Annotated in this window: 21 protein-coding genes and 3 tRNA genes; 4 read left to right on the top strand and 20 right to left on the bottom strand. The window is 60.9% G+C overall.

Annotated features, from left to right (window positions below):
• Positions 1 to 17 precede the first annotated feature (17 nt).
• The 3 genes from rhmD to aldA are packed head-to-tail and all read left to right on the top strand — an operon-like array spanning position 18 to position 3,456.
• Positions 18 to 1,202, top strand: a complete 1,185-nt coding sequence (gene rhmD / locus ACA066_RS09985) for an L-rhamnonate dehydratase (protein WP_497699056.1) — start codon at positions 18 to 20, stop codon at positions 1,200 to 1,202.
• 14 nt (positions 1,203 to 1,216) lie between these two features.
• Positions 1,217 to 2,017: an aldolase/citrate lyase family protein gene (locus ACA066_RS09980; protein WP_017337647.1), complete on the top strand. Its 801-nt coding sequence runs from the start codon at positions 1,217 to 1,219 to the stop codon at positions 2,015 to 2,017.
• A 14-nt stretch (positions 2,018 to 2,031) separates the two neighbouring features.
• Positions 2,032 to 3,456 carry an aldehyde dehydrogenase gene (gene aldA, locus ACA066_RS09975; RefSeq protein ID WP_497699055.1) on the top strand — a complete coding sequence of 475 codons (1,425 nt, stop codon included), beginning with the start codon at positions 2,032 to 2,034 and terminating at the stop codon, positions 3,454 to 3,456.
• 214 nt (positions 3,457 to 3,670) lie between these two features.
• Here the strand turns inward: aldA and ACA066_RS09970 are convergent, their stop codons facing one another.
• The 15 genes from ACA066_RS09970 to truA all read right to left on the bottom strand — a co-directional run bounded on the left by ACA066_RS09970 (position 3,671) and on the right by truA (position 17,455).
• On the bottom strand, positions 3,671 to 6,088 hold the full coding sequence (locus tag ACA066_RS09970) for a TonB-dependent siderophore receptor (protein ID WP_497699054.1): 2,418 nt from the start codon (positions 6,086 to 6,088) through the stop codon (positions 3,671 to 3,673).
• 67 nt (positions 6,089 to 6,155) lie between these two features.
• A complete protein-coding gene (locus ACA066_RS09965) occupies positions 6,156 to 7,100 on the bottom strand; it encodes a FecR domain-containing protein (protein ID WP_497699053.1) in 945 nt (314 codons plus the stop codon).
• Positions 7,097 to 7,606, bottom strand: a complete 510-nt coding sequence (locus ACA066_RS09960) for a sigma-70 family RNA polymerase sigma factor (RefSeq protein ID WP_497699052.1) — start codon at positions 7,604 to 7,606, stop codon at positions 7,097 to 7,099. Before ACA066_RS09960 ends, ACA066_RS09965 begins: the two co-directional genes overlap by 4 nt.
• A gap of 374 nt (positions 7,607 to 7,980) precedes the next feature.
• Positions 7,981 to 8,057: transfer RNA gene (locus ACA066_RS09955), tRNA-Asp, on the bottom strand.
• Between the two features lie 89 nt (positions 8,058 to 8,146).
• A tRNA-Asp gene (locus ACA066_RS09950) sits at positions 8,147 to 8,223 on the bottom strand.
• A gap of 54 nt (positions 8,224 to 8,277) precedes the next feature.
• A tRNA-Val gene (locus tag ACA066_RS09945) sits at positions 8,278 to 8,353 on the bottom strand.
• Between the two features lie 186 nt (positions 8,354 to 8,539).
• Positions 8,540 to 9,313, bottom strand: coding sequence for an SDR family oxidoreductase (locus tag ACA066_RS09940; protein WP_497699051.1), 774 nt, complete (start codon positions 9,311 to 9,313; stop codon positions 8,540 to 8,542).
• Positions 9,310 to 10,521, bottom strand: coding sequence for an O-succinylhomoserine sulfhydrylase (locus ACA066_RS09935; RefSeq protein WP_497699050.1), 1,212 nt, complete (start codon positions 10,519 to 10,521; stop codon positions 9,310 to 9,312). The genes ACA066_RS09940 and ACA066_RS09935 overlap by 4 nt, the downstream gene beginning before the upstream one ends.
• A gap of 132 nt (positions 10,522 to 10,653) precedes the next feature.
• Positions 10,654 to 12,159 carry an amidophosphoribosyltransferase gene (purF, locus tag ACA066_RS09930; protein WP_007935163.1) on the bottom strand — a complete coding sequence of 502 codons (1,506 nt, stop codon included), beginning with the start codon at positions 12,157 to 12,159 and terminating at the stop codon, positions 10,654 to 10,656.
• 41 nt (positions 12,160 to 12,200) lie between these two features.
• Positions 12,201 to 12,761 carry a CvpA family protein gene (locus tag ACA066_RS09925; protein ID WP_017337640.1) on the bottom strand — a complete coding sequence of 187 codons (561 nt, stop codon included), beginning with the start codon at positions 12,759 to 12,761 and terminating at the stop codon, positions 12,201 to 12,203.
• A gap of 99 nt (positions 12,762 to 12,860) precedes the next feature.
• Positions 12,861 to 13,526 carry an SPOR domain-containing protein gene (locus tag ACA066_RS09920; RefSeq protein ID WP_497699049.1) on the bottom strand — a complete coding sequence of 222 codons (666 nt, stop codon included), beginning with the start codon at positions 13,524 to 13,526 and terminating at the stop codon, positions 12,861 to 12,863.
• Positions 13,510 to 14,817 (bottom strand): bifunctional tetrahydrofolate synthase/dihydrofolate synthase, encoded by a 1,308-nt coding sequence (gene folC, locus ACA066_RS09915; protein ID WP_497699048.1) that lies wholly within the window; start codon positions 14,815 to 14,817, stop codon positions 13,510 to 13,512. The genes ACA066_RS09920 and folC overlap by 17 nt, the downstream gene beginning before the upstream one ends.
• Complete coding sequence (gene accD / locus ACA066_RS09910; protein ID WP_008028281.1) at positions 14,814 to 15,734, bottom strand: acetyl-CoA carboxylase, carboxyltransferase subunit beta; 921 nt, start codon at positions 15,732 to 15,734, stop codon at positions 14,814 to 14,816. The genes folC and accD overlap by 4 nt, the downstream gene beginning before the upstream one ends.
• 200 nt (positions 15,735 to 15,934) lie before the next feature.
• Positions 15,935 to 16,567: a phosphoribosylanthranilate isomerase gene (locus ACA066_RS09905; protein ID WP_497699047.1), complete on the bottom strand. Its 633-nt coding sequence runs from the start codon at positions 16,565 to 16,567 to the stop codon at positions 15,935 to 15,937.
• A 63-nt stretch (positions 16,568 to 16,630) separates the two neighbouring features.
• On the bottom strand, positions 16,631 to 17,455 hold the full coding sequence (gene truA, locus ACA066_RS09900) for a tRNA pseudouridine(38-40) synthase TruA (RefSeq protein ID WP_214384750.1): 825 nt from the start codon (positions 17,453 to 17,455) through the stop codon (positions 16,631 to 16,633).
• A 188-nt stretch (positions 17,456 to 17,643) separates the two neighbouring features.
• Between truA and ACA066_RS09895 the strand changes: the two genes are divergently transcribed.
• Positions 17,644 to 18,303, top strand: a complete 660-nt coding sequence (locus tag ACA066_RS09895) for a M24 family metallopeptidase (RefSeq protein ID WP_497699842.1) — start codon at positions 17,644 to 17,646, stop codon at positions 18,301 to 18,303.
• A gap of 323 nt (positions 18,304 to 18,626) precedes the next feature.
• Here ACA066_RS09895 and ACA066_RS09890 read toward each other — a convergent pair whose 3' ends face one another.
• The 5 genes from ACA066_RS09890 to ACA066_RS09870 all read right to left on the bottom strand — a co-directional run bounded on the left by ACA066_RS09890 (position 18,627) and on the right by ACA066_RS09870 (position 25,835).
• Positions 18,627 to 21,263: a motility hub landmark protein FimV gene (locus ACA066_RS09890; RefSeq protein WP_497699046.1), complete on the bottom strand. Its 2,637-nt coding sequence runs from the start codon at positions 21,261 to 21,263 to the stop codon at positions 18,627 to 18,629.
• A gap of 208 nt (positions 21,264 to 21,471) precedes the next feature.
• On the bottom strand, positions 21,472 to 22,482 hold the full coding sequence (locus ACA066_RS09885) for an aspartate-semialdehyde dehydrogenase (RefSeq protein WP_497699045.1): 1,011 nt from the start codon (positions 22,480 to 22,482) through the stop codon (positions 21,472 to 21,474).
• Positions 22,483 to 22,723: 241 nt separating this feature from the next.
• Positions 22,724 to 23,836, bottom strand: coding sequence for an aspartate-semialdehyde dehydrogenase (gene asd, locus ACA066_RS09880; protein WP_046026895.1), 1,113 nt, complete (start codon positions 23,834 to 23,836; stop codon positions 22,724 to 22,726).
• Between the two features lie 68 nt (positions 23,837 to 23,904).
• Complete coding sequence (gene leuB, locus ACA066_RS09875; protein WP_497699044.1) at positions 23,905 to 24,987, bottom strand: 3-isopropylmalate dehydrogenase; 1,083 nt, start codon at positions 24,985 to 24,987, stop codon at positions 23,905 to 23,907.
• 80 nt (positions 24,988 to 25,067) lie between these two features.
• Entirely contained in the window at positions 25,068 to 25,835 is a 768-nt protein-coding gene (locus tag ACA066_RS09870) for a class I SAM-dependent methyltransferase (RefSeq protein WP_497699043.1), read from the bottom strand.
• Positions 25,836 to 25,966: the final 131 nt, after the last annotated feature.

Raw genomic sequence — 25,966 nt, 5'->3', positions numbered from 1 at the left:
ACCTGAGGAGTCACACCATGGGCATTCCAACCATCAAACACGTCCGCGCTTTTACATTGAGAGGCGGCGGCGCGGATTATCACGATCAGGCGGACGGCCACTGGATCGACGATCACATTGCCACGCCGATGAGCAAATACCCCGAATACCGCCAGAGCCGCCGCACCTTTGGCATCAACGTGCTCGGCACGCTGGTGGTGGAAATCGAAGCCAGCGACGGCACCGTCGGTTTCGCCGTGACCACCGGTGGCGAGCCGGCTGCGTATATCGTCGAGAACCATCTGGCGCGTTTCCTCGAAGGCGCACGGGTCACCGACATCGAGAAAATCTGGGACCAGATGTACCAGTCGACCCTGTATTACGGGCGTAAAGGCATCGTCATCAACACCATCTCCGGCGTTGACCTGGCGCTGTGGGACCTGCTCGGCAAGATCCGCCAGGAACCGGTGCATCAGTTGCTCGGCGGTGCGGTGCGCGACGAATTGCAGTTCTACGCCACCGGCGCTCGCCCGGACCTGGCGCAGAAAATGGGTTTCATCGGCGGCAAAATGCCGTTGCACCACGGCCCGGCCGAAGGTGAGGAAGGCCTGCGCAAGAACCTCGAAGAACTGGCGACCATGCGCGAACGGGTCGGCCCGGACTTCTGGCTGATGCTCGATTGCTGGATGAGCCTGGACCTCAACTACGCCACCAGACTCGCAGTCGGTGCCCACGAGTATGGCTTGAAGTGGATCGAAGAAGCCCTGCCGCCGGACGATTACTGGGGCTACGCCGCGCTGCGCAACAACGTGCCCAAAGGCATGCTGGTGACCACTGGCGAACACGAAGCCACTCGCTGGGGCTTTCGCATGCTGCTGGAGATGGGCTGCTGCGACATCATCCAGCCGGATGTCGGCTGGTGCGGCGGGATCACTGAACTGGTGAAAATTTCCGCCCTGGCCGACGCCCACAACGCGCTGGTCATTCCCCACGGTTCTTCGGTTTACAGCTATCACTTCGTCGCTACGCGGCATAACAGCCCGTTTGCCGAATTCCTGATGATGGCGCCGAAGGCTGACGAAGTGGTGCCGATGTTCCACCCGCAATTGCTCGGCGAACCCGTGCCGGTGAACGGCCGCATGCGCCTGTCGGCACTCGACCAACCGGGCTTCGGCGTGACGCTCAACCCTGAGTGCCAACTGCATCGGCCGTACAACCGCTGAGAAAGGACCCCGCCATGAACATGCCTCACAACGCTTTCAAGGCTGCCCTGAAAAACCCGGCGACCCAGTACGGCATCTGGGCCGGTTTCGCCACGGGCTACGCCGCCGAGATCGTCGCCACCACCGGTTACGACTGGATGCTGATCGACGGCGAACACGCGCCGAATACCGTGCCCGGCGTGCTGGCGCAACTGCAGGCGGTGGCGCCCTACGCCACCGCGCCGGTGGTGCGTGCGGTGACGGGCGACGCCAACCTGATCAAGCAACTGCTGGATATCGGCGCGCAGACGCTGATGATCCCGATGGTCGAAACCGCCGAGCAGGCGGCGGCCCTGGTCCGCGCCATGCGTTATCCGCCGCACGGTATTCGTGGCGTCGGCGGCGGCCTGACTCGCGCCACGCGCTGGGATGGCGTGCCGGATTACCTGAACACCGCCCATGAGCAGCTGTGCCTGATCGTTCAGGTGGAATCGCGGACGGGTGTTGAAAACGTCGAAGCGATCGCCGCCGTCGAAGGCGTCGATGCGGTGTTTATCGGGCCCGCGGATCTGTCCATCGGACTCGGCCATGCCGGCAACCCTGGCCATCCCGAAGTTCAGGAACGGATTCAACACGCGGTGAACGCCACGCTGGCGGCCGGCAAGGCCTGCGGCATTCTCGCGCCAAACGAAGAAGACGCGCGCCGCTATCAGAGCTGGGGTTGTCAGTTCATTGCGGTGGCCATCGATATCAGCCTGTTGCGTCAGAGCGCGATGGCCACCCTTGCGCGTTATCGCACACCGGCCACCGCTCAAGCGCCATCGCGCACTTACTGATCAAGGAGTCGTCCATGCCTGTTTACGAAAACTTCATCAATGGCCAGTTTGTGGCCAGCGCTGCCCATATCGATGTGATCAACCCGGCCACCGGCGCCGTGCTGTCGAAAGTCCCGGCCTCGACTGCCGAAGATGTTGATCGCGCCCTGGCCGCCGCCCGCGCCGCGCAAAAAGACTGGTCGCGCAAACCGGCGATTGAACGCGCTGGGCATCTGCGTCGCATCGCCGCCAAGCTGCGGGAAAACGTCGCGCACCTGGCGCGCACCATCACCCTGGAACAGGGCAAGATCAGCGGACTGGCGGAAGTCGAAGTCAACTTCACCGCCGATTACCTCGACTACATGGCCGAGTGGGCAAGACGCATCGAAGGCGAAATCATCACCAGTGACCGGCAGAACGAAAACATCTTCCTGTTTCGCAAACCGCTGGGCGTCGTCGCCGGGATTCTGCCGTGGAATTTTCCGTTCTTCCTCATCGCCCGCAAAATGGCGCCGGCGCTGCTGACCGGCAACACCATCGTGATCAAGCCCAGCGAAGAAACCCCGAACAACTGCTTCGAATTTGCCCGACTGGTAGCCGAAACCGACCTGCCGCCCGGCGTGTTCAATGTGGTCTGCGGCGATGGCCGAGTCGGCGCGGCGCTCAGCGCGCACAAGGGCGTGGACATGATCAGCTTCACCGGCAGCGTGGATACCGGCTCGCGGATCATGGCCGCAGCGGCGCCGAACATCACCAAGCTCAATCTGGAACTGGGCGGCAAGGCACCGGCGATTGTGCTGGCGGATGCCGATCTGGATTTGGCGGTGAAGGCCATCCGCGATTCGCGCATCATCAACAGCGGTCAGGTGTGCAACTGCGCCGAGCGGGTGTATGTCGAGCGCAAGGTTGCCGACCAGTTTATCGAACGTATCGCGGCAGCCATGAGCGCTACCCGCTTCGGCGACCCGATTGCCCAACCCGATATCGAAATGGGACCGCTGATCAACCGCCAGGGCCTGGACAGCGTCAACCGTAAAGTCCGTACGGCGTTGAGCCAGGGTGCGAGTTTGATCAGCGGCGGACAAATCGCCGATCTGCCGAATGGTTTCCACTTCCAACCTACCGTGCTGGCCGGCTGCCGGGCGGACATGGAGATCATGCGCGAAGAGATTTTCGGCCCGGTGCTGCCGATTCAGATCATCGATGACCTCGACGAAGCCATCGCCCTGGCCAACGACTGCGACTATGGCCTGACTTCATCGATCTACACCCGCGACCTGAGCAAAACAATGCACGCGATGCGCGAACTGGATTTTGGTGAAACCTACGTGAATCGGGAGAATTTCGAAGCCATGCAGGGCTTCCATGCCGGGGTACGCAAATCCGGGATTGGCGGTGCGGATGGCAAGCATGGGTTGTATGAGTACACCCATACGCATGCGGTGTATCTACAAGGCTGAACCTTTGGCGGTGTGACTGATGCCGCCTTCGCCGGCAAGCCGGTCTCGCTCCCACAGGTGATTTGAGTTGTTCATGCAATCTGTGCATCAACGCAAATCCAATGTGGGAGCGAGCCTGCTCGCGATGGCGGTGTGTCAGACAATGTAGATGCCGACTGACACGCCCTCTTCGTCGGAATGCCGCCCGGAGCCGGCTCGCTCCCACAGAATGTCGTCAGAAGTCGACCGTCGCCGAAAGCAGGTAAGTTCGTGGCGTCGACAGCGTCAACCCAGGCTCGCTGTCATCCGAGGCCCCGGCCGAACTCCAATAACGCTTGTCCGCCGCGTTCTCGACATTGGCGCGCAGGGTGATGTTCTTGTCCTCGACCTTGAACGCATAGCGTGCGCCCACGTCGAAACGCTCCCACGAATCGATTTCCTTGTTGTTGGACTGGTCCAGAAACTGCGAGCTGGAATAGATGCCGCGGCTGGTCAGGGTCAAGCCCTGCACGGTCGGCACGTCCCACTCGGCGCCCAGGTTGACGTTGTATTTCGGCGTGGCCGGCGCGCGGTTGCCGTCGAAGGTGCCATTGGTGGTGTTGGTCAACTCGCTGTCGATGTACATGACACCGCCGAGCAAGCGGAAACCTTTGAGCGGCTCACCGAAAACACTCAGCTCCACACCGTCGTTCTGACGTTTGCCATTCGGGCCGAAAACCCGAGTCGTGGCGTTGGTCTCGTAGGCCGGCTGCTTGATCCGGAACACTGCGGCGGTCACGGCAAACTGACCCGCGTCGTACTTGGCGCCAACCTCGACCTGGCGACTGACGAACGGTGGGAAAATTTCGTCCTCGTTGATCGAGGTAGACGGTGCGATCTTGCCCTGGCTCAGACCTTCCATGTAGTTGGCATACAGCGACAGCTTATCGGTTGCCTTGAACAGGATGCCGCCTGACGGCGAAACCTTTTCCTCGTCGTAGGCGGTGTCGCCTCTGACGTTATCGGTCCAGTCGTCAACCTTCACGCGCTGCCAGCGGGCGCCGAGGGTCAGCAGCAGCCGGTCATCGAAGAAACCCAGGGTGTCGGACAACGCCACACCGGTGGAGCGGTTCTCGGTGTAGACCTTCGAATCGAGTCGAGTGGGCCTGACTGGCGTGCGTGTTTCCACGGGGTTGTAGAGGTTGCTGTTGGCATTGGCATAACGGGCGCCGCCATTTTCGAAGTCCATGTAGAAATAGCTGGCGGCCAGGTTGACCTCATGGCTCACCGGGCCGGTGTGGAACCAGTTGCGCACCCCGGCGGTAACCGTCCGGACACTTTCGTCACGGGTGAAGTCACGGGGTTGAACGCTGAAGTCGCCCCGGTTGTTGGTGACCGCAACGGCATGACGGAGGAAGTCATGATTGCTTTCGCGCGCGCCCACACCGCCGTACAACATGACGTTATCGCTGACATCGAATTCGCCGTTCACCGTGCCGAACGTGTCGTTGGTACTCGCCTTGCTCCAGGGCTGCGCATAGTTGTGACGCACATCGCTGGCATGCGGAACCTGCGCATTGGCGCCGACCTGCACGCGCTCTTGCGGGGCGTCGGTATCACGCTCGGTGCGCCCGAGGTCGGTCGAGAGTCGCAGGCGTTCACCGCGAAAATCCAGGCCCAGTACGGCCATCTCGCGGTCGACATTCTGGTGATCCCATTCGGTGTCGCCGGACTGCTTCACGCCATTGAAGCGAATCCCGAACTTGTTGTCTTCACCGAAGCGCCTGCCGATATCCACGGCACCGCCGGTCTGGCTGTCGGACGCGTAGTTGCCGGTAAACGAAGTGATCGGCTGGTCGGTCGCGCGCTTGGGCACCACGTTGATCCCGCCCCCCACGGCGCCTCGCGGCGAGATGCCGTTGATGAGCTGGCTCGGGCCCTTGATGATATCGACGCGGTCGGCCATCTCCATGTCGATCGTGTAGGTTGGCAGGACGCCGTAGAGACCGTTGTAGGCGACATCACTGTTGAACAGGCTGAACCCGCGAATGGTGAACTGCTCATAACGCCCACCCGCCGGGTTGGTGGCGCGAACCGAAGGATCGCTGGCGATCAGTTCGCCCAAGGTACGCGCCTGCAAGTTCTTGACTGCCTCGCTGGTGTAGGTGGTCATGCTGAACGGTGTTTCCATGAAGTCTTTCGAGCCCAGCAAGCCTTGCGATCCGCGACGCGCGACCTGGCCGCCGGCATACACCTCGCCGTCCGCCCCGTCTGTGGCACCGAGAATCGAGGTGGGGGCCAGTTGCAGGCTGCTGCCTTCTGGGGCCGGGGTCAGGATGTAAGCCTGTTCGCCCACCGGTTGCAGTTGCAGACCGGAACCCTGCAACAGCCGGGCAAAGCCCTCCTCCACGGCGAATTCACCGGACAGACCGGCACTGTTGCGACCGCTCACCAACGCCGGGTTTACCGAGAGATTGACGCCAGCCAACCCGGCGAAACGGGTCAGCGCATCGCTAAGGCTGCCGGCAGGCACCTGATAACTGCGCCGGGCACTGTCTTCGGCCCAGCTTGCGGTCATGAACATTGGACTGGCACTCAGGCCCAACAACAGGCTCAGGTGCAACAACGGACGCAGGCGCAAAGAAGCCGGGCGTGGATGGCAGGTTGCGGACATTGAAATGGCTCTCTTGATTCGTTCATATGCCTTGAATGACAAGCGAGCCAAAAAAAGGGGACAGGCTTCACACACTATTTTTGCGCGGCAGCAACGTAACCCAGTAACGGGTTCGGGAATGCACCTCCAGCGGCAGGCTGGCCGCGAGCAGCGCGAGGACGCGATCAGTGTCGTCCAGCAGGAAACTGCCGGTGACGCGCAGTGTTTCCAGCTCCGGCTCCCAGCGCAGAACGCCCGGCCGGTAAGTGCCGAGTTCGCGCAGGAAATCGCCCAGCGGCTGGTTCTTCGCCATCAGCACACCTTCGCGCCAACCTGGAGCCAGCGCATCGAATGGCGTGATCGCTCCGGCACCCACCGCTTGCAGGCTGACCTGCTGACCGCCGCGCACCGACAGGGCTGGCCCTTGCAAGGGCTGCAACTGTACGGAACCGTTGAACACCGACACTCGACAACCTTGCGCGTGTTGGCGAACGCAGACTTCGCTTTGACTGACGATCACATTTCCGAACTTCGTCTGGATCGTCAGCGGCGTAGTACCCGGCACTTTCAGCGACAGTTCGCCCTCGATCAATTTCACGCGGCGGCTCTGCAAATCCACATCGACGGCGCTGGCGGTGTTGAGTTGCAAGGAACTGCCATCGGCGAGCTGCACTTTTTCGCGCTCGCCGGTGGCGGTGTGCAGGTCGGCACGCCAGACATCCAGCGGCAATTGTCGGCTGATCAGCCAGGCCGTCGGCACCAACGCCACGGCGCCCAATGCGCGCTTGAGCACCACGCGTCGCCCCGGATCGGGACGATCCAGACTGCTCAGCGCCAGCCCTGAAGGCAGATCGGCGAAACGCTGACGCAAGACTTGCGCCTTCTGCCAGGCCTGCTCGTGAGTGGCACAGGTATCACGCCAACGCTGTAAATTCGCTCGGTCCTGCTCATTGGCGCCGCCAGATTCCAGCAACGCAAGCCACTGCGCCGCTGCACGGACAGCCTGACGGGCATCGGACGCTTGACTGTTCACAGGTCCACCAACAGGCAATGCTCGTAGGCTTGCGCCATGTAGCGTTTGATCGTGCGCTCGGACACCTCCAGGCGCTCGGCGATTTGCTGGTAGTTCAAACCTTCGAGCTGACTCCAGAGAAACGCCCGTCGCACTGCCCTCGGCAGTCCGTCGAGCAGTTCATCCAGCACCTGCAGGGTCTCCAGCAGCAACCAGCGCTGCTCGGGTGATGGCGCGCACTCTTCGGGCATTGACGCCAACGCGGCCAGATAGGCCTGCTCCAGACTGCGACGCTGGTAGAAATTGCTCAGCAGGCGTTTGCCCACGGTCAGCAGATAGGCACGGGGTTCTTTCAGGTCGGCGATCCGCTGGGAGCTGGCAAGCAAACGCAGAAACGTATCCTGGCTCAGGTCCGCCGCATCACAGCCGTTGCCCATGCGTCTTCTCAACCAGCTTTCAAGCCAGCCACGGTGATCGCGGTACAGGTCGTGAAGGGTTTGCTCCTTCGGCATCGCTGCATCACTCATCTCAAGAAGCCCTGTGCCAAGGAGTTATCGTAAATGAGAGTGATTCTAATTAATATCGGTGTCGCGAAGGAAGTCCTTTGTGTACGGACCGAGCAGAAAGGTGTGAATTGTGAGACAGCACACTTCCCCCTGTAGGAGCGAGCTTGCTCGCGAAGAACCTCAACGATGACGTAGCGCTTCTGTAAGCCCGCGTCGTCTGATCGTTCTTCGCGAGCAAGCTCGCTCCTACAGGGGCTGTGTTTCAGATTCAGAGAAGCCAAATTTCAGACACAAAAAACCCCGGTCTTTCGACCAGGGTCTTTGCTATCGACGCGAAGATAAACCAGTGGCTTTCTTCGTAGCTTCAAGGCGTTCAGTGGGCCTTGAGGCAGATATGGCGCAGCGGACGGGACTCGAACCCGCGACCCCCGGCGTGACAGGCCGGTATTCTAACCGACTGAACTACCGCTGCGTATCGCTTTGGACTTGCGTCCTAACTCGTCTGATTGAATGCTTCGAAGCTTTCAATCTCGAACCAGGATAAACCTGACTCGGAAAATATGGCGCAGCGGACGGGACTCGAACCCGCGACCCCCGGCGTGACAGGCCGGTATTCTAACCGACTGAACTACCGCTGCGCGTCGGTGGAGGCTTTTCAGCTTCCATCTTGCTCTCGCAAGACTCTCAAGAAGTGGTGGGTGATGACGGGATCGAACCGCCGACATTCTGCTTGTAAGGCAGACGCTCTCCCAGCTGAGCTAATCACCCTTTGCTTCTCTGAGGCCGCGAAATTTACGCACCTAACGAAGCTAAGTCAATAGCAGGATTGAAGTTTTTTCAAAACAGCTTCAAGTCGCAAGCTACAAGCGGCAAGTAAAAGCGGGATTGCGTATCCAGCCCCCCCCACACAGGTCCGCCCTTACTTGCCACTTGTAGCTTGAAACCTGCAGCTTTCTACGCGTAGACCATCTTCTTGGTCATCCCGCCATCGACCACAAACTCCTGGCCCGTGACGAAACCCGCGTTCTTCGACAGCAGCCAGGCAACCATCGCCGCCACATCCTCGACCGTTCCTACCCTGCCCGCCGGATGCTGCGCATGGTCTGCTTCGGTGAGTGGTTCGGCACGCCGCACCGCAGGATCTCGCGCATCGATCCAGCCAGGACTGACGGCATTGACGCGAATTTCCGGACCCAGGCTGATCGCCAACGCATGAGTCAGGGCCAACAGCCCGCCCTTGCTCGCCGCGTAAGCCTCTGTGTCGGGTTCCGACTGCCCGGCGCGGGTGGAGGCCAGGTTGACGATTGCCCCGCTGTGAGCACGCAGGTACGGCGCACAGTGCTTGGCCAACAGCATCGGCCCGCTGAGGTTTACCGCCAGCACCCGATTCCAGTAAGCCAGATCGAGACTTTCCAGGGTGATGTTGTGCGGATCGGCCACTGCCGCGTTGCACACCAGCGCATCCAGACGCCCGAACTGCCCCAGCACTTCGGCAACACCCAGCGCGATCTGCCCCTCGTTCGAGACGTCCATGGCGATGAACCAGGCGTTCTCACCCAGCACCTTCGCCACTTTCGAACCGCGCACCCGATCCAGATCCGTCAACACCACCTGCCAGCCTTCGCTGATCAGCCAGGCCGCGATCCCCAGACCGATGCCCCGCGCGGCACCGGTTACCAGTGCAACGCGGCCATTGGAACCGGTCGTCGGGATGGACAACTCGATCACAAGGCAGCCAACCCGCGCGCCAGATCGGTCTGCAGGTCGGCCACGTCTTCCAGACCGACCGCAATGCGGATCAGGCTGTCACGAATGCCTGCCGCTTCACGTTCCTGCGGCGCCAGACGGCCGTGGGAAGTGGTGCTCGGGTGGGTGATGGTGGTTTTGCTGTCGCCGAGGTTGGCGGTGATCGAAATCAACCGGGTCGCATCAATAAAGCGCCAGGCGCCCTCTTTGCCACCCTTGACCTCGAAACTCACCACGGCGCCGAAACCTTTCTGCTGACGCTGGGCCAACACGTGCTGCGGGTGGCTTTTCAGGCCGGCGTAATGGACTTTCTCGATACCCTCCTGCTGCTCCAGCCACTCGGCCAGTTGCTGGGCATTGGCGCAGTGCGCCTTCATGCGCAGGCTCAGCGTTTCCAGGCCCTTGAGGAAAATCCAGGCATTGAACGGGCTCAAGGTTGGCCCGGCAGTGCGCAGGAAACCGACCACTTCTTTCATCTGCTCGCTCCGACCGGCCACAACGCCGCCCATGCAACGGCCCTGGCCGTCGATGAACTTGGTCGCCGAGTGCACGACGATGTCCGCGCCCATCTTCAGCGGCTGCTGCAACGCCGGCGTGCAGAAGCAGTTGTCGACTACCAGCATCGCGCCTTTGGCGTGAGCGATTTTCGACAATTCGGCGATATCCACCAGCTCGGCCAGCGGGTTGGACGGCGACTCGACGAACAGCAATTTGGTGTTGGCCTTGATCGCCGCATCCCAGCCGGACAGGTCTGCCAGAGGCACGTAATCGACTTCGATGCCGAAGCGCTTGAAGTACTTCTCGAACAGGCTGATGGTCGAACCGAACACGCTGCGCGACACCAGCACATGATCGCCAGCACTGCACAGGCTCATCACCACCGCCATGATCGCGGCCATGCCAGTGGCGGTGGCCACCGCTTGCTCAGCGCTTTCCAGCGCGGCAATACGCTCTTCGAACGCGCGAACGGTCGGGTTGGTGTAGCGCGAGTAAACGTTGCCCGGCACTTCCCCGGCGAAGCGGGCGGCCGCGTCGGCGGCGGTACGGAATACGTAGCTGGAAGTGAAGAACATCGGATCACCGTGTTCGCCTTCCGGCGTACGGTGCTGACCGGCGCGTACGGCCAGGGTATCGAACGCTACGCCTTCGAGGTCGCTGTCCAGCCGACCGGCATCCCAATCCTGACTCATGCTGTCACTCCTTGCCCTACTCGGTAATAGATACGAAACCGGCCTGTAGGAGCATGGCTTGCCCGCGAAGGGGCCTTTGGGAACGCCAAAAGCTTCGCGGGCAAGCCATGCTCCTACAGGCCGCTCGTTTACTCAGTTGTTATACAGATCGATGATCGCGCTGACTGCCTGCGTCTTGACCTTGGAGGCATCGTTGCGTGCCTGCTCGATCTTGTTCAGGTAAGCCTCGTCGACGTCGCCGGTGACGTACTGGCCGTCGAACACCGCGCAGTCGAACTTGTCGATCTTGATCTTGCCGCCACCCACCGCTTCGATCAAGTCAGGCAAGTCCTGATAGATCAGCCAGTCTGCGCCGATCAGATCCGCCACGTCCTGGGTCGAACGGTTGTGAGCGATCAGTTCGTGGGCGCTCGGCATGTCGATGCCGTAGACGTTCGGGTAGCGAACGGCCGGTGCCGCAGAGCAGAAGTAAACGTTTTTCGCGCCGGCTTCGCGAGCCATCTGGATAATCTGCTTGCAAGTGGTGCCGCGAACGATCGAGTCGTCCACCAGCATCACGTTCTTGCCGCGGAATTCCAGTTCGATGGCGTTGAGCTTCTGGCGTACGGATTTTTTCCGTGCGGCCTGGCCCGGCATGATGAAGGTCCGACCGATGTAGCGGTTCTTCACGAAGCCTTCGCGGAACTTGACGCCCAGGTGGTTCGCCAGCTCCAGCGCAGCGGTGCGGCTGGTGTCAGGGATCGGGATGACCACGTCGATGTCGTGATCCGGACGCTCGCGCAGGATCTTCTCAGCGAGCTTCTCACCCATGCGCAGACGGGCCTTGTAGACCGACACGCCGTCGATGATCGAATCCGGACGCGCCAGGTAGACGTGTTCGAAGATGCACGGGGTCAGGGACGGGTTGGTCGCGCACTGACGGGTGTGCAGCTTGCCGTCTTCAGTGATGTAGACCGCTTCGCCTGGTGCCAGGTCGCGAATCAGGGTGAAACCGAGCACGTCCAGGGAGACGCTTTCGGAAGCGATCATGTACTCGACGCCTTCGTCGGTGTGACGCTGGCCGAAGACGATCGGGCGGATGCCGTGCGGATCGCGGAAACCGACGATGCCGTAGCCGGTCACCATCGCAACAACGGCGTAACCACCGACGCAACGGTTGTGCACGTCAGTCACGGCGGCGAACACGTCTTCTTCGGTCGGCTGCAGCTTGCCGCGCTGGGCCAGCTCGTGCGCGAACACGTTCAGCAGTACTTCCGAATCGGAGTTGGTGTTGACGTGGCGCAGGTCAGATTCGTAAATCTCCTTGGCCAGCTGTTCAACGTTGGTCAGGTTACCGTTGTGCGCCAGGGTGATGCCATAAGGCGAGTTGACGTAAAACGGTTGAGCTTCGGCCGAGGTCGAACTGCCTGCGGTCGGATAACGCACATGGCCAATGCCCATGTGGCCGACCAGACGCTGCATGTGACGCTGATGGAACACGTCACGCACCAGGCCGTTGTCCTTGCGCAGGAATAACCGGCCGTCATGGCTGGTCACGATACCGGCAGCGTCCTGGCCGCGGTGCTGGAGGACGGTTAGCGCGTCATACAGCGCCTGATTGACGTTCGACTTACCGACGATACCGACGATGCCACACATGCGACGCAACCCCTACTTAATGGATCTGAACTGAACACAACTCACTGAGGCGTTTTGGCCGTCGGCAAGAGGTGCTCCTTGAACGGTATTTCAGCGGGTACGCTGATACCGCTGGCAAGCCACTGACTGCTCCACCCGAGGATCAGGTTTTTGGACCAGTCTGCGACCAATAGAAATTTTGGCACGAGCTGCGACTGTTGCCACCACCCGTCCTGCTGTACCGGCCCCAGGCTCAACAGCCCGACCGCCACGACCACCAGCAACACGCCACGCGCGGCGCCGAAGGCCATGCCGAGGAATCGATCGGTCCCGGACAACCCGGTGACGCGAACCAATTCGCCGATAAGATAATTGATCATTGCGCCTACGATCAGCGTGGCGACAAACATTATTGCGCAACCCGCGATCACGCGAGCCGATGGCGTTTCGATGTATCCGGCGAGGTACTCGGACAATGCACCACCGAACATCCAGGCGACGACTCCTGCGATGATCCAGGTCACCAGCGATAATGCTTCCTTGACGAAGCCGCGACTCAGACTGATCAATGCGGAGATGGCGATGATTGCAACGATCGCCCAGTCAACCCAGGTAAATGGCACAGTGCAGCCTACAGACGGATAAGGCGGCGCATTTTAGCAGAGCCCATGCTTATCGGTAAGCTGCGATTGTCAGTGCATTTCAAATCGGGGCGATAGTTTTCAACCGCGCTCAGGCTGGAAGCGCACCACAAAACCCTTGAGGTTCTGCTGACGGTTCAACAAGTCACGCAGACGATCGGCTTCTGCCCGTTCGATCAGCGGTCCGACGAATACCCGATTCTTGCCGTCAGCCGTGCGAATGTAGGCGTTGTAACCCTGGCTGCGCAGGGTTTTTTGCAGGTTTTCTGCGCTGGCACGGTTCGACAGGCTGGCCAGTTGCACCGACCAGCTGACCGACAGACCATTGGCGTCGACGCGGCTTTGAGTCGTGTCCGGTTTGCCCGGTGCGGCAGTGATCGGCTGGCTTGGTGCCGTCGTTGGTTTGTTGACAGGAGCTGGTGCCGAAGGCGGTGTAACCGGCTTGACGACAGGCGCAGGTGCAACTGGAGCCGTCGGTGCGATCGGCAGCGATGGTTCTTCCTGCTGGGCGATGTCGTCATCACTCGGCACAGGCTCTTGCGGCAAGGCTTGAGGCTCGGGCACGACCACCGGCTCAACCTGAACCTGCGGCACCGAAGGTGCTTGCGGCGCAGCCGGCGCTTCGACCGTGACCTGACGCTGTTCATCCTGGCGGGAAAACAGCATCGGCAGGAAAATCACTGCCAGTGCCACCAGCACCAGGGCGCCGACCATGCGCTGTTTATAGGCCTTATCCAGCAATGCCATTTGCCGCTTCCTCCGTGGAGCGCCGGGCCAGCCATTCAAGGGCCTCGGCAACACAATAAAATGATCCGAACAACAGAATCTCGTCGTCGCTCTTCGCCAGCGCGCACTGCCCTTCCAGGGCAGCCGCCACGCTGTCATAGGACGTCACCGAAGCACCAAGGTTCTGCAACGCCCCGTACAAATCGGCAACCGGCCGCGCGCGCGGCGAATCCAGCGGCGCGACAGCCCAGTGCTGGACACTAGCATTCAATTCGCCGACAACACCATCCAGATCCTTGTCCGCCAGCAACCCGAACACCGCCAGACGCTTGCCGACCGGTGGACGGCTGGCCAGACGGCGGGCCAGGTATTCGGCTGCGTGGGGGTTATGCCCCACATCCAGCAACAGGTTCAGGCGCTTGCCTTGCCAGTCAAACTGGCGACGATCGAGACGACCGACCACCCGCGTGGCCTTCAGCACAGCAATAATCTGCGCGTCCACCCAAGGCAAACCGAGCAACAGATAAGCCTGCAACGCCAGTGCGGCGTTTTCCATCGGCAAATCAAGCAACGGCAGATCACGTAACTCGACTACTCGCCCTTGAGCGTCAAGACCGCGCCACTGCCAGTTGTGATCGGTCACACCGAGGTCAAAATCGCGACCCCGCAGGAAAAACGGGCAAGCCAGCTCGCGCGCCTTGTCCAGCAGAGGTTGAGGAGGATTCAGATCGCCACAGAGCGCAGGCGCGCCCTGGCGGAAGATGCCGGCTTTTTCGTAGGCCACGGATTCACGGGTGTCGCCCAGATAGTCCGCGTGATCAACGCCAATGCTGGTCACCAGCGCCATGTCGGCATCCACCACGTTGACCGTGTCCAGACGCCCGCCCAAGCCGACTTCCAGCACCACAGCGTCAAGTCCGGACCGCTGGAACAGCCAGAACGCCGCCAGGGTGCCCATCTCGAAATACGTCAGGGACGTCTCGCCACGGCCAGCCTCTACCGCAGCAAAGGCCTCGCACAGCTCGGCATCAGTCGCTTCGACGCCGTTGACCTGCACCCGCTCGTTGTAACGCAGCAGGTGCGGAGAATTGTAGACACCGACTTTCAGACCCTGCGCCCGCAGCAGCGAAGCCACGAATGCGCAGGTAGAACCCTTGCCGTTGGTGCCGGTGACCGTGATCACCCGAGGCGCCGGCTTGCCCAGCCCCATGCGGGACGCTACCTGTTGCGAGCGCTCCAGCCCCATGTCGATGGCCGAAGGGTGCAACTGCTCAAGGTAGGCGAGCCACTCGCCAAGGGTACGTTCAGTCATATGTTGGCTGGCACCGGCGGAACCACGATCGGCTCGATGGGTGCGGCAACGAATTTCGGCGTCGGTTTGCCGGTCAGTTGCGCCAGCAAATTGCCCAGGCGCGGACGCAGTTCCTGACGGTGAATGATCATGTCGATCGCACCGTGCTCCAGCAGGAACTCGCTGCGCTGGAAGCCTTCCGGCAGTTTTTCGCGAACGGTTTGCTCGATCACGCGCGGGCCGGCGAAGCCGATCAGGGCTTTTGGCTCGCCGACGATTACGTCGCCGAGCATCGCCAGGCTGGCGGAAACGCCGCCGTAGACCGGGTCGGTCAGCACGGAGATGAACGGAATGCCTTCTTCACGCAGACGCGCCAGCACCGCGGAGGTCTTGGCCATTTGCATCAGGGAAATCAGGGCTTCCTGCATCCGTGCACCACCGGAAGCGGCGAAGCAGATCATCGGGCATTTGTTTTCCAGGGCGTAGTTGGCGGCGCGCACGAAGCGCTCACCGACGATGGCGCCCATGGAACCGCCCATGAAGGAGAATTCGAAGGCCGAAACCACCACCGGCATACCCAGCAGCGTGCCGCTCATGGAGATCAGTGCGTCTTTCTCGCCCGTCTGCTTTTGCGCAGCGGTCAGACGGTCCTTGTACTTCTTGCCATCACGGAATTTCAGGCGGTCGACCGGCTCCAGGTCCGCACCCAGCTCGCTGCGGCCTTCTGCGTCGAGGAAAATGTCGATACGGGCGCGTGCGCCGATACGCATGTGGTGGTTGCACTTGGGGCAAACGTCCAGGGTCTTTTCCAGCTCCGGACGATACAGCACAGCCTCGCAAGACGGGCATTTGTGCCACAGACCTTCAGGCACCGAGCTCTTCTTGACCTCGGAACGCATGATCGAAGGGATCAGTTTGTCTACTAACCAGTTGCTCATGCTTTCTTTCTCCAGTACCGGCGGCCCGAACGCTCTGGTTCGCAGCCCCGCGTATGCCCTTGAGCTAAATTCATGTGTGTGGCGATGATCGGTGGATGGCCGGGTCAGTGAAGCGTGACCTGCGTACAACCCATCAATCCTCAGCCGTGCCTGCTTTGTGCAGCGCAGTGCATTTTGGGACGGCGGCAGTCTGCCAGCCGTCACATCAACTGCGTGCTACTACGTACAGCCTTGATGAATGCCTGAATCTTTGCGTGATCCTTGATGCCCCTGCTCGCCTCTACCCCACCGCTGACGTCCACGGCGTAAGGCCGGACCCGGGCAATCGCCTCGGCGACATTGTCCGGCGTCAAGCCGCCCGCCAGGATGATCGGTTTGCTCAAGCCTTGCGGTATCAGAGACCAGTCGAATGCTTCGCCGGTTCCGCCGGGTACGCCTTCAACGTAGGCGTCGAGCAGGATACCGCTGGCGCTCGGAAACGCATCGCATGCCGCCGCGATATCGTCGCCGGCCTTGACCCGCAGCGCCTTGATGTACGGTCGATGCCAGCCTTCACAGTCGTCAGCGGTTTCGTCGCCGTGGAACTGCAGCAAGTCCAGCGGTACGGCGTCGAGCAATTCTCCCAACTCGCAGCGGCTGACGTTGACGAACAAACCCACGGTGGTCACGAACGGCGGCAGCGCCTTGATGATGTCGCGCGCCTGCTGGAACGTCACGGCCCGCGGGCTCTTGGCGTAAAACACAAACCCGATCGCATCCGCGCCAGCCTCGACCGCCGCCAACGCATCTTCTATGCGGGTAATCCCGCAAATCTTGCTGCGAACGGCTGACATGTCGATAAAACCTCAGGGCAAATCCGGGAAAGTCCCGGATGGTAACAAATGCGTTCGAGGGCGTCAGCCGTCAAGTTCGGCGAAACCGGTCAGGAAGTGTGGGCCAATGTAACGCTCGGGCAATTCGAACTCGTCACGGTACTCGACCTGTACCAGATACAGGCCGAATGGATGCGCGGTCACCCCGCCGGAACGGCGAATCCGGCTCTCCAGCACTTCTTTCATCCACTCCACCGGACGCTCACCGGCGCCGATGGTCATCAGCACTCCGGCAATGTTGCGCACCATGTGGTGCAGGAAGGCGCTGGCGCGGATGTCCAGCACGATCATCTTGCCGTGACGCGTGACGCGCAGGTGATGCAGCTCCTTGATCGGCGACTTGGCCTGGCACTGACCCGCGCGGAAAGCACTGAAGTCGTGGGTGCCGACCAGGTATTGCGCGGCCTCGGCCATGCGCTCGACGTCGAGGGGGCGGTGATTCCAGGTGATTTCTTCGTTCAGGTGCGCCGGGCGGATCTGATCGTTGTAGATCACGTAGCGATAGCGCCGGGCGATGGCCTTGAACCGCGCATGGAAATGCGCCGGCATGACCTTGGCCCAACTGACGCTGACGTCGTGGGGCAAGTTGATGTTGGCGCCCATGACCCAGGCTTTCATCGAACGCTCGACCTGCGTGTCGAAATGCACCACCTGACCGCACGCATGCACGCCCGCGTCCGTACGCCCGGCGCAGAGCAGCGACACCGGTGAGTCGGCGACTTTGGACAAGGCCTTTTCCAGGGTTTCCTGCACCGTGAGCACACCGGATGCCTGACGCTGCCAGCCACGAAAACGCGAGCCTTTGTATTCAACGCCCAAGGCGATGCGGAAAAAGCCGTCGGCCGCCATTTCGGCAGCCGGGTTATCTATATTTGCCAAGGAGTGACAGCCTGCTGATGTACGCAAAGGCGGGCATTATAAGGCCGCCGGACCGGGACGCCAGAGGCGTGTGTTGTTTGTGCCGTTGCAGTGCCCATGCCGACTTCGCTATATATATAACTACACAACGAAAAAATAGAACTCACCGAGACCTGATGATGACCGCACTCCTCAAAGAAGCCGTCGGCCTGGCTTACAGCCTGGAAGGCATGCTGCACGCCAAACGCAAGACGTGGGAAGCCATCGACGAGATGGCCCGACGCATCAAACCCGGCATGCGCGAATCCGAGGCGCTGGCCATGAGCCTGGACGTATTGAACGAGCTGGGGATGGATCGCATCTGGCACCCCTCAAAGATCCGCTTTGGCGAAAATACCCTGAAAATCTTCAAGCAACGTTCCGAAGGTGATCCGGTACTGGCTGAGAACGACATTTTCTTTATCGACCTCGGCGGGGTCTGGGATCGCCATGAAGGCGACTCTGGCGCAACGTTTGTCGTCGGCGACGATCCCGAGATGAAGGCATGCGCGACTGCAGCCAAGATGCTGTTCGATCAGGTTCACGATTACTGGCGCACCCGGCAAGTGGCCGGCCCGGAGCTGTACAGTTACGCCGACGAACAGGCGACGGCGATGGGCTGGAAGTTGAACCTGGAGATCAAGGGGCACCGGGTCAGTGATTTTCCCCATGCGATTTACCGTGCCGGGGATCTGGGCAATTTTGAGGAGTGTCCGAATGTCGGGCTGTGGATTCTGGAAATCCAGATCGCCCACCCTACCCGGCCATTTGGTGCGTTTTATGAGGATTTGTTGGCCTGATCCCAAAAAGCTTCGCGGGCAAGCCTCGCTCCTACGGGTTTTGTAGGAGCGAGGCTTGCCCGCGAAGACACCTCAACAAACACCATCGCAATATCGTTAAATACAAAAACGGCAGCCTCAAGGGGCTAATGCCGGTCAGTTAAGCAGATTTGTAGGAGCGAGCTTGCTCGCGATGGACTTCAAGGCGACGCGTTTATCCAGAAAATACGCGTTATCGTTAACGTCCATCGCGAGCAAACTCGCTCCTACAGGGGGCAGCTTTCACCTAACTGATCGGCATTAGCCTCAAGGGGCTGCCGTTTTTTTTACGCTTTACCGATCACTCAAGCCAGACGTGCAAGCATTTCCTTGGCTTCGGTCTTCTGACCCGCATCACCCTCGGTCACGACCTCGTTGAGGATGTCCCGTGCGCCGTCGGCGTCGCCCATGTCGATGTAGGCCTGGGCCAGGTCGAGTTTGGTGGCGACTTCGTCGGTGCCGGAGAGGAAATCGAATTCCGGCTCGTCAGCGGCGGAAGCCAATGCGTCTTCTGCCGTAAAGGTCGGTTCGCCAATGCTCTGGGACAGACGATCCAGCTCGGCGTTGACATCATCCAGCTCAGCCGCGAAGGCGTCCGGAACATCCATTTCATCGGCCAGCGACAGATCGAAATCAGCCGGCAGCTCCAGATCATCCAGCGCCACCTCAGGAGCGGCCGGCACTTCAGCGGCAGGCAAGTCCTTGACGTCGTCATCCAGACTCAACAGGAAATCGTCTTCAGCGAGGATCCCCGGCGACGCATCTCCACCGAGGTCCATGTCCAGATCGAAGTCTGACAGGTCGTCGAGGTTTTCCTTGATTTCGGTCTGCTGCTGCAGCACCGACTCAAAGCTCAGGTCGTCGTCCAGCGGGAATTCATCCAGTCCGGCCAAAGCCTCTGGCGAAGCCGCCGGCTCAGGTGCAACCACCGCAGGAGAGGCTGTTTCCAGATCATCCAGACTCAGATCAAACGCGCTGTCGAAGTCGTCATCGGCCAGAGCCGGTGCCGGTACTTCGGGCTCGTCCATCAACAGGTCCTTGACGTACTGGGCGTCCAGTTCGGCGGCGACAGCCGCAGCAGCCAGACCACCCGCCACGACGACCGCCATGGCCGGGAAGCGGCTTTTCAGCTCTTCGACACGGGCGAAGTTTTCGCCGTTGGCCACGAGCTGACGCTCCTGGGCCACGAACGCATCGCGATCGCCCTGCTGACCGTAGACTTCCATCAGCTTCAGACGCAAGTCACTGCGCTGAGGTTCTTGTTTGATACCGTCTTCCAGCAACGCAGCAGCCTGATTCAGGCGACCGGCGGCCATGTGCGACTGCGCCTTGGTCAGCACGTCGTCATCGCGATCAGCGGCAGGCGCGACCAGTGGCGCAGCGATCGGCGGCGTTACCACCACTGGCGCAATCACAGGAGCTGGAGCCGGTGCCGGGGTCGGCGCTGGTGCAGGAGCCGGTGCGGTCGCGAGCTTCACGCTTGGCGGCGGCACTTCCAGACCTTCAAAGCTGCTTTCAGGCAAGTCCAGATCAGCAGAGAACTCCTGCTCCTCGGACAACGCACGGGCCATACGCAGGTGTTTCTCGGCTTCCTGCTGGGCTTTGCGGCGACGGGCCAGCAACAGCAGCAACAGCAGCACAATCACCGCCCCGCCACCGACCATGCCCAGCAACCACGGATTGGTCAGCAGTTCGTTGAACTTCTGGTCGTCGGATGTTGCAGGCGTTGGCTCGGTTGGCGTCTCGGCCGGGGCCGGCGTTACTTCAGGGGCCGTCGCCGAAGGGACTGGCGTTGCCGGCGCGCCTTCGACAGGCGCAGGGCTCGGGCTCAATTCGGCCGAGATGGCCGGCGTTGTCGCAGTAGTAGCCGGCGCACCCGCACCACCTTCAGCCTGCAACTTGGCCAGTTGATTGTTCTTCAGCTCGATCAGGCGTTGCAGCTTGTCCAGCTGGCTTTGCAGATCGGTCATGCGGCTTTTCAGTTCAGCGTTGTCACGACGGGTCGTATCGAGGCTTTCCTGGGTCACGGCCAGCTTGTTGCTCAAGGCTTTGGCATCGCCTGCCGCACCTTTGCCACCCGCTTTGCCGGACTCGGCGGACACCAGGCTCAAATTGTCCCTGGCAGCCTGCGCAGGAGCGCCTTCACCGCGAGCGCGTTTGGTCGCATCGAGTTGCTGCTGCCCTGTTCCAGGCTTGGCTACATAGCGACGGCCCTGACGCCACGCGGTGTTCTGCGCGGCGACTTCAGCAACGGCTTTGGGTTGCGGCACGCTGGTGGCCTGCGTCTGATCCGGCAGGCGCAGGACCTGACCGGTCTTCAGCAGATTGATGTTGCCGTTGATGAAGGCATCCGGGTTCAGCGCCTGGATGGCCAGCATGGTTTGCTGAACCGAGCCGCCATTACGCGCCTTCTCGGCGATTTCCCACAGGGTATCGCGTGGCGTGGTGGTGTATTGGGTCGGCTTGGAGGCGCCGGTCACGGGTGCAGTGACCGTCTGGGTCGGTGCCGGTTGCGCAGCCGCTTCAGCGGTTTGCGGCGAGAATTTGGATGGATCGAGCAGCACGCTGTAATCGCGCAGCAGGCGACCATTGGGCCACGTCACTTGAACCAGAAATTTAAACATCGGTTCGGACAGCGGCTTGCTGGATGTCACACGCAGAATGCTTTTGCCACTGGCGTTCAGCACCGGAGTGAAACTCAAATCATTGAGAAATGCCTGACGGTCGACACCGGCCCTGATGAAGTCTTCAGGATACGCCAGGCTCGGGACCACTTCGGCAGCGGTGAGGTCCTGGACGTCGAGCAACTCGATTTCCGCCACCAGCGGCTGGTTCACCGACGACTTCAGGGTCAATTCCCCGAGCCCGAGCGCATGCGCCATACCGGAGGACAGCGCCGAGGCGGCCGCTATTGCTAACACCAGTTTGCGAACTTGAACCATAGCCTCATCCTTTGTCTGAACATTCCTCGGCCAGCGAGAAGGTGTTGATAGTCGCTGCCGTAAGGCATTGCGCGCGGCGGCGAAGGGTCGTCGCGCGCGATCATTTCTTTCATGCCCCGGAAAGCCCCGCAGGGTGACTCGCCTTCAGCAATCCAGCCAGGCATGGCGCCCGGCCAGAATCATTCTGCAAATTGTTGCCAAGTATCTTTTACAGCAGGTCTTTTATCAACAATTCAGCCACCTGCACAGCATTGAGCGCCGCGCCTTTGCGTACGTTATCTGACGTCAGCCACAAATTAAGTTCCGACGGGTCGTCGATTCCAGCGCGAACCCGACCGACGTAGACCACGTCCTGCCCCACCGCATCGCCGACCGCGGTCGGATAATCGCCGGCTTCTACCAGTTCGATACCCGGCGCGTCTTCCAGCGCTTCGTTGATTTTCGCCAGGTCCACAGCGCTTGCTGACTGCAAGGTCACGCTAAAGCTATCGCCAAAAAACACCGGGGCTTGAATGCAAGTGACCGAAATCTTTAATAAAGGCAAAGCCATGACCTGACGCAATTCACGCACCAGACGTTTTTCCAGCAGTGTATGGCCTTGATCATCCGGCTTGCCGACTTGCGCCAGCAGGTTGAAAGCCATCTGCCGATCGAAAAAAGTCGGTTCCAGCGGGCGCACATTGAGCAGCTCGGCGGTTTGCCGCGCCAGTTCAGTGACAGCTTCGCGGCCCTGGGCAGAGACGGCCAGACTGGCGGTCACATTGACGCGCTGCAGGTCGAGCAGACCGAGCAACGGTGCGAGCACTACGGCCAAAGTGGTGGCCGACGGGCTTGGACTGCTGACCCGGAACGGTTTTTTCAGACCGGCCAACACCTGGGCATTGGCTTCCGGCACCACTTGCGGCGCCTGATCGGCCGGCAAGGCGCCGGACAGATCGATCAATGAGCAACCAGCGGCCGTGGCGCGCGAGGCGAAACTCAAGGTCACCGCCGGGCCTGCGGCGAAAAAAACCAACTGCACTTTGCTGAAGTCAAACTCATCCACTTCCCGCACCCGCACGTTCTTGCCGCGAAACGGCACCGAATGCCCGGCGGATTCGCTGCTGGCCAGCAGGTGCAGGTTGCCGACCGGAAAATCGCGTTCTTCGAGAATCTGTACCAGCGTTTCGCCGACAGTACCGGTGGCGCCGATCACGGCAATATCAAGGGACTGGCTCATGGTTCTACCTCTGGCGAAACGGGGGGAGCGGCACTTTACCGGGTGGTTGGCGTGCAGGCAATTCGGTGGGGAATTTGTAGTGGCTGTACCGGCCTCTTCGCGAGCAAGCTCGGCTCCTACAAGAGCGACACCGAACCTGTAGGAGCCGAGCTTGCTCGCGATGGCGGCTTAACAGATACCCAAAAACCAAAAAAACCCGCACCTCTTTACAAGGCGCGGGTTCTTTCATTACTTCAATCAATCAACGCTCAAGCAGAATCCGCAGCATGCGACGCAGCGGCTCGGCCGCGCCCCACAGCAGCTGGTCGCCGACAGTGAACGCGCCGACGAACTGCGACCCCATGTTCAGCTTGCGCAGACGGCCAACCGGAACATTCAGGGTGCCGGTGACCTTCGTCGGGCTCAGCTCCTGCATGCTGATGTCGCGGTTGTTCGGCACCAGTTTGACCCAAGGGTTGTGCTGGCTGATCAGCCCTTCGATGTCGGCGATCGGCACATCTTTGTTCAACTTGATGGTCAGCGCCTGGCTGTGGCAGCGCATGGCGCCGATGCGCACGCAGATACCGTCCACCGGGATCGGGCTCTTGAAGCGACCGAGGATCTTGTTGGTCTCGGCCTGGGCCTTCCATTCTTCGCGGCTCTGACCGTTCGGCAATTCCTTGTCGATCCACGGGATCAGGCTGCCGGCCAACGGTACGCCGAAGTTTTCGGTCGGGTACGCGTCGCTGCGCATGGCTTCGGCCACACGGCGGTCGATGTCGAGGATGGCGCTGGCCGGGTCGGCCAGTTGATCGGCGACAGCGGCGTGGGTCGCGCCCATTTGCTTGATCAGTTCACGCATGTTCTGCGCGCCGGCACCGGAGGCCGCCTGATAAGTCATGGCGCTCATCCACTCGACCAGACCGGCTTCGAACAGACCGCCCAAGCCCATCAGCATCAGGCTGACGGTGCAGTTGCCGCCGATGTAGTTCTTGGTGCCCGCGTCGAGCTGCTGGTCGATGACCTTGCGGTTCACCGGGTCCAGCACGATCACCGCGTCATCCTGCATGCGCAGGCTGGAAGCGGCGTCGATCCAGTAACCCTGCCAGCCGGCTTCGCGCAGCTTCGGGAACACTTCGCTGGTGTAGTCGCCACCCTGGCAGGTCAGAATCACGTCGAGGGTTTTCAGCTCTTCAATGCTGTAAGCGTCCTTGAGCGGAGCAATGTCCTTGCCCACGGACGGGCCTTGGCCACCGACATTGGAAGTGGTGAAAAACACCGGCTCGATAAGATCGAAATCCTGCTCTTCCAGCATCCGCTGCATGAGCACGGAACCGACCATACCGCGCCAACCGATCAGACCTACACGTTTCATCGCAACTACACCTTCTTGAAAAGTGGGCCGCTGCTTTCGAAGTGGAAAGTGGCAGCGGGCCCGAGAGATTACAGATTCCGCAGCGCGGCGACTACTGCGTCACCCATTTCCTGCGTACCGACTTTAGTGCAACCGGTCGACCAGATGTCGCCCGTACGCAGGCCTTGGTCCAGAACCAGACTGACGGCTTTCTCGATCGCATCCGCCGCGCCCTGCTGGTTGAAGCTATAACGCAACATCATCGACACCGACAAAATGGTTGCCAGCGGGTTGGCAATGCCCTTGCCCGCGATGTCCGGAGCAGAACCGTGGCAAGGCTCGTACATGCCCTTGTTGTTGGTGTCCAGGGACGCCGACGGCAGCATGCCGATGGAACCGGTGAGCATCGACGCCTGGTCGGACAGGATGTCGCCGAACATGTTGTCGGTGACGATCACGTCGAATTGCTTCGGTGCACGCACCAGTTGCATGGCGGCGTTGTCGACGTACATGTGGCTCAGTTCGACCTCAGGGTAATCCTTGGCCACTTCCTCGACGATTTCACGCCACAACTGGCTGGAAGCCAGGACGTTGGCCTTGTCCACCGAGCACAGCTTCTTGCCACGCACCTTGGCCATGTCGAAACCGACCCGGGCGATGCGGCGGATTTCGCTTTCGCTGTACGGCAGGGTGTCGTAGGACTGACGCTCGCCGTTTTCCAGGGTGCGGGTGCCGCGTGGCGCGCCGAAGTAGATACCGCCGGTCAGTTCGCGAACGATCAGGATGTCCAGGCCGGAAACGATTTCGGCTTTCAGGCTGGAAGCCTCGGCCAGTTGCGGGTACAGGATCGCTGGGCGCAGGTTGCCGAACAGGCCCAGTTGCGCACGAATCTTCAGCAGGCCGCGCTCAGGGCGGATGTCACGCTCGATGGTGTCCCATTTCGGGCCGCCCACGGCGCCCAGCAGGACAGCGTCGGCTGCGCGGGCACGCTCCAGGGTTTCGTCGGCCAGCGGCACGCCGTGCTTGTCGATGGCGGCGCCGCCGATCACGTCGTGACTCAGTTCGAAACCCAGGCTGTACTTGTCGTTGGCCAGTTCCAGCACCTTGACCGCTTCGGCCATGATTTCCGGGCCAATACCGTCACCCGGGAGAATCAGAATCTGCTTGCTCATGCTTTCCTCATGTCTTCAGTCGGTGCGCCCTTTGAGCACACCCGGAAAAATTCTATCTTTCGGCGGCTATCGTTCAGAGCTTATCGTTCAACCATCAGTACCAGCACATCTGTACTGAACGAACCATCGGCCTCAATCTCAAAATATTCGCGCACTTCGTTGCCCATCGACTGCTGCAACTCGCGGATCGCGGCGCGCATCACTTGTGGCGTGCGCATGCGCTCGACCCAGCTGTTGTACTCCAGACGCAGGCGTTGGCGCGTGGTGCTGCGAGTGTGCAACCCCGCCTCGCTGACCTGACGCAACCACTCACCGGCGGAATAATCGCGCACATGGCTGGTGTCGCGCAGCACTTCGACGCTTTGCAGGTAAGTGTCGAACAACGGGCTGCCCGGTGACAACACGTCGATGAACGCCGCCACGCCGCCCGGCTTCAGCACCCGACGGACCTCGCGCAGAGCCAGGCCGAGATCGCTCCAATGGTGCGCCGAATAACGGCTGAAGACGAAATCGAACTCGCCATCGGCGAACGGCAGGCGTTCGGCGGCGCCGAGGACCGTGGTCACATTACTCAAACCCCGATCAACGGCTGCGGCCGCGACTACGTCGAGCATTGGCTGCGAGAGGTCGTAGGCCACCACTTCTTTCACCAGCGAGGCCACGTGGAAACTCACATGACCGGCGCCGCAACCCAGGTCCAGCACCCGGGCATCGCCCTGCCCGGCCACTTCGGCTTGTAGCAGCGCAAATTCGGTGCCTTGAGCGTGAACGGCGCTGCTCAGATAGGCCGAGGCCTGTTCACCGAATTGCTTTTGTACAACCTGAGTGTGCTGGGCGGTGCTGGTCATAGTCATATCCTTGATATGTGTGTTGTCTGCGCTGCCGTCATCGCGAGCAGGCTCGCTCCCACAGGGTTTTGTGAACGCCGCAAATCCAATGTGGGAGCCAGCCTGCTGGCGATGGCGTCATCCCGCCTTAC

It is taken from the genome of Pseudomonas sp. LBUM1651, from assembly GCF_059716135.1.
The sequence above is the reverse complement of the archived record's forward strand: the minus strand, read 5'-3'. Positions and strand labels throughout refer to the sequence as shown.

What these genes read in the sequence shown, in the direction of transcription:
- rhmD (WP_497699056.1), top strand. Translation starts at nt 18, where the DNA reads ATGGGCATTCCAACCATCAAACACGTCCGCGCTTTTACATTGAGAGGC.
- ACA066_RS09980 (WP_017337647.1), top strand. Translation starts at nt 1,217, where the DNA reads ATGAACATGCCTCACAACGCTTTCAAGGCTGCCCTGAAAAACCCGGCG.
- aldA (WP_497699055.1), top strand. Translation starts at nt 2,032, where the DNA reads ATGCCTGTTTACGAAAACTTCATCAATGGCCAGTTTGTGGCCAGCGCT.
- ACA066_RS09970 (WP_497699054.1), bottom strand. Translation starts at nt 6,088, where the DNA reads ATGTCCGCAACCTGCCATCCACGCCCGGCTTCTTTGCGCCTGCGTCCG.
- ACA066_RS09960 (WP_497699052.1), bottom strand. Translation starts at nt 7,606, where the DNA reads ATGAGTGATGCAGCGATGCCGAAGGAGCAAACCCTTCACGACCTGTAC.
- ACA066_RS09935 (WP_497699050.1), bottom strand. Translation starts at nt 10,521, where the DNA reads ATGAGTCAGGATTGGGATGCCGGTCGGCTGGACAGCGACCTCGAAGGC.
- purF (WP_007935163.1), bottom strand. Translation starts at nt 12,159, where the DNA reads ATGTGTGGCATCGTCGGTATCGTCGGTAAGTCGAACGTCAATCAGGCG.
- ACA066_RS09920 (WP_497699049.1), bottom strand. Translation starts at nt 13,526, where the DNA reads ATGGCATTGCTGGATAAGGCCTATAAACAGCGCATGGTCGGCGCCCTG.
- folC (WP_497699048.1), bottom strand. Translation starts at nt 14,817, where the DNA reads ATGACTGAACGTACCCTTGGCGAGTGGCTCGCCTACCTTGAGCAGTTG.
- accD (WP_008028281.1), bottom strand. Translation starts at nt 15,734, where the DNA reads ATGAGCAACTGGTTAGTAGACAAACTGATCCCTTCGATCATGCGTTCC.
- ACA066_RS09905 (WP_497699047.1), bottom strand. Translation starts at nt 16,567, where the DNA reads ATGTCAGCCGTTCGCAGCAAGATTTGCGGGATTACCCGCATAGAAGAT.
- truA (WP_214384750.1), bottom strand. Translation starts at nt 17,455, where the DNA reads ATGGCGGCCGACGGCTTTTTCCGCATCGCCTTGGGCGTTGAATACAAA.
- ACA066_RS09895 (WP_497699842.1), top strand. Translation starts at nt 17,644, where the DNA reads ATGACCGCACTCCTCAAAGAAGCCGTCGGCCTGGCTTACAGCCTGGAA.
- ACA066_RS09890 (WP_497699046.1), bottom strand. Translation starts at nt 21,263, where the DNA reads ATGGTTCAAGTTCGCAAACTGGTGTTAGCAATAGCGGCCGCCTCGGCG.
- ACA066_RS09885 (WP_497699045.1), bottom strand. Translation starts at nt 22,482, where the DNA reads ATGAGCCAGTCCCTTGATATTGCCGTGATCGGCGCCACCGGTACTGTC.
- asd (WP_046026895.1), bottom strand. Translation starts at nt 23,836, where the DNA reads ATGAAACGTGTAGGTCTGATCGGTTGGCGCGGTATGGTCGGTTCCGTG.
- leuB (WP_497699044.1), bottom strand. Translation starts at nt 24,987, where the DNA reads ATGAGCAAGCAGATTCTGATTCTCCCGGGTGACGGTATTGGCCCGGAA.
- ACA066_RS09870 (WP_497699043.1), bottom strand. Translation starts at nt 25,835, where the DNA reads ATGACCAGCACCGCCCAGCACACTCAGGTTGTACAAAAGCAATTCGGT.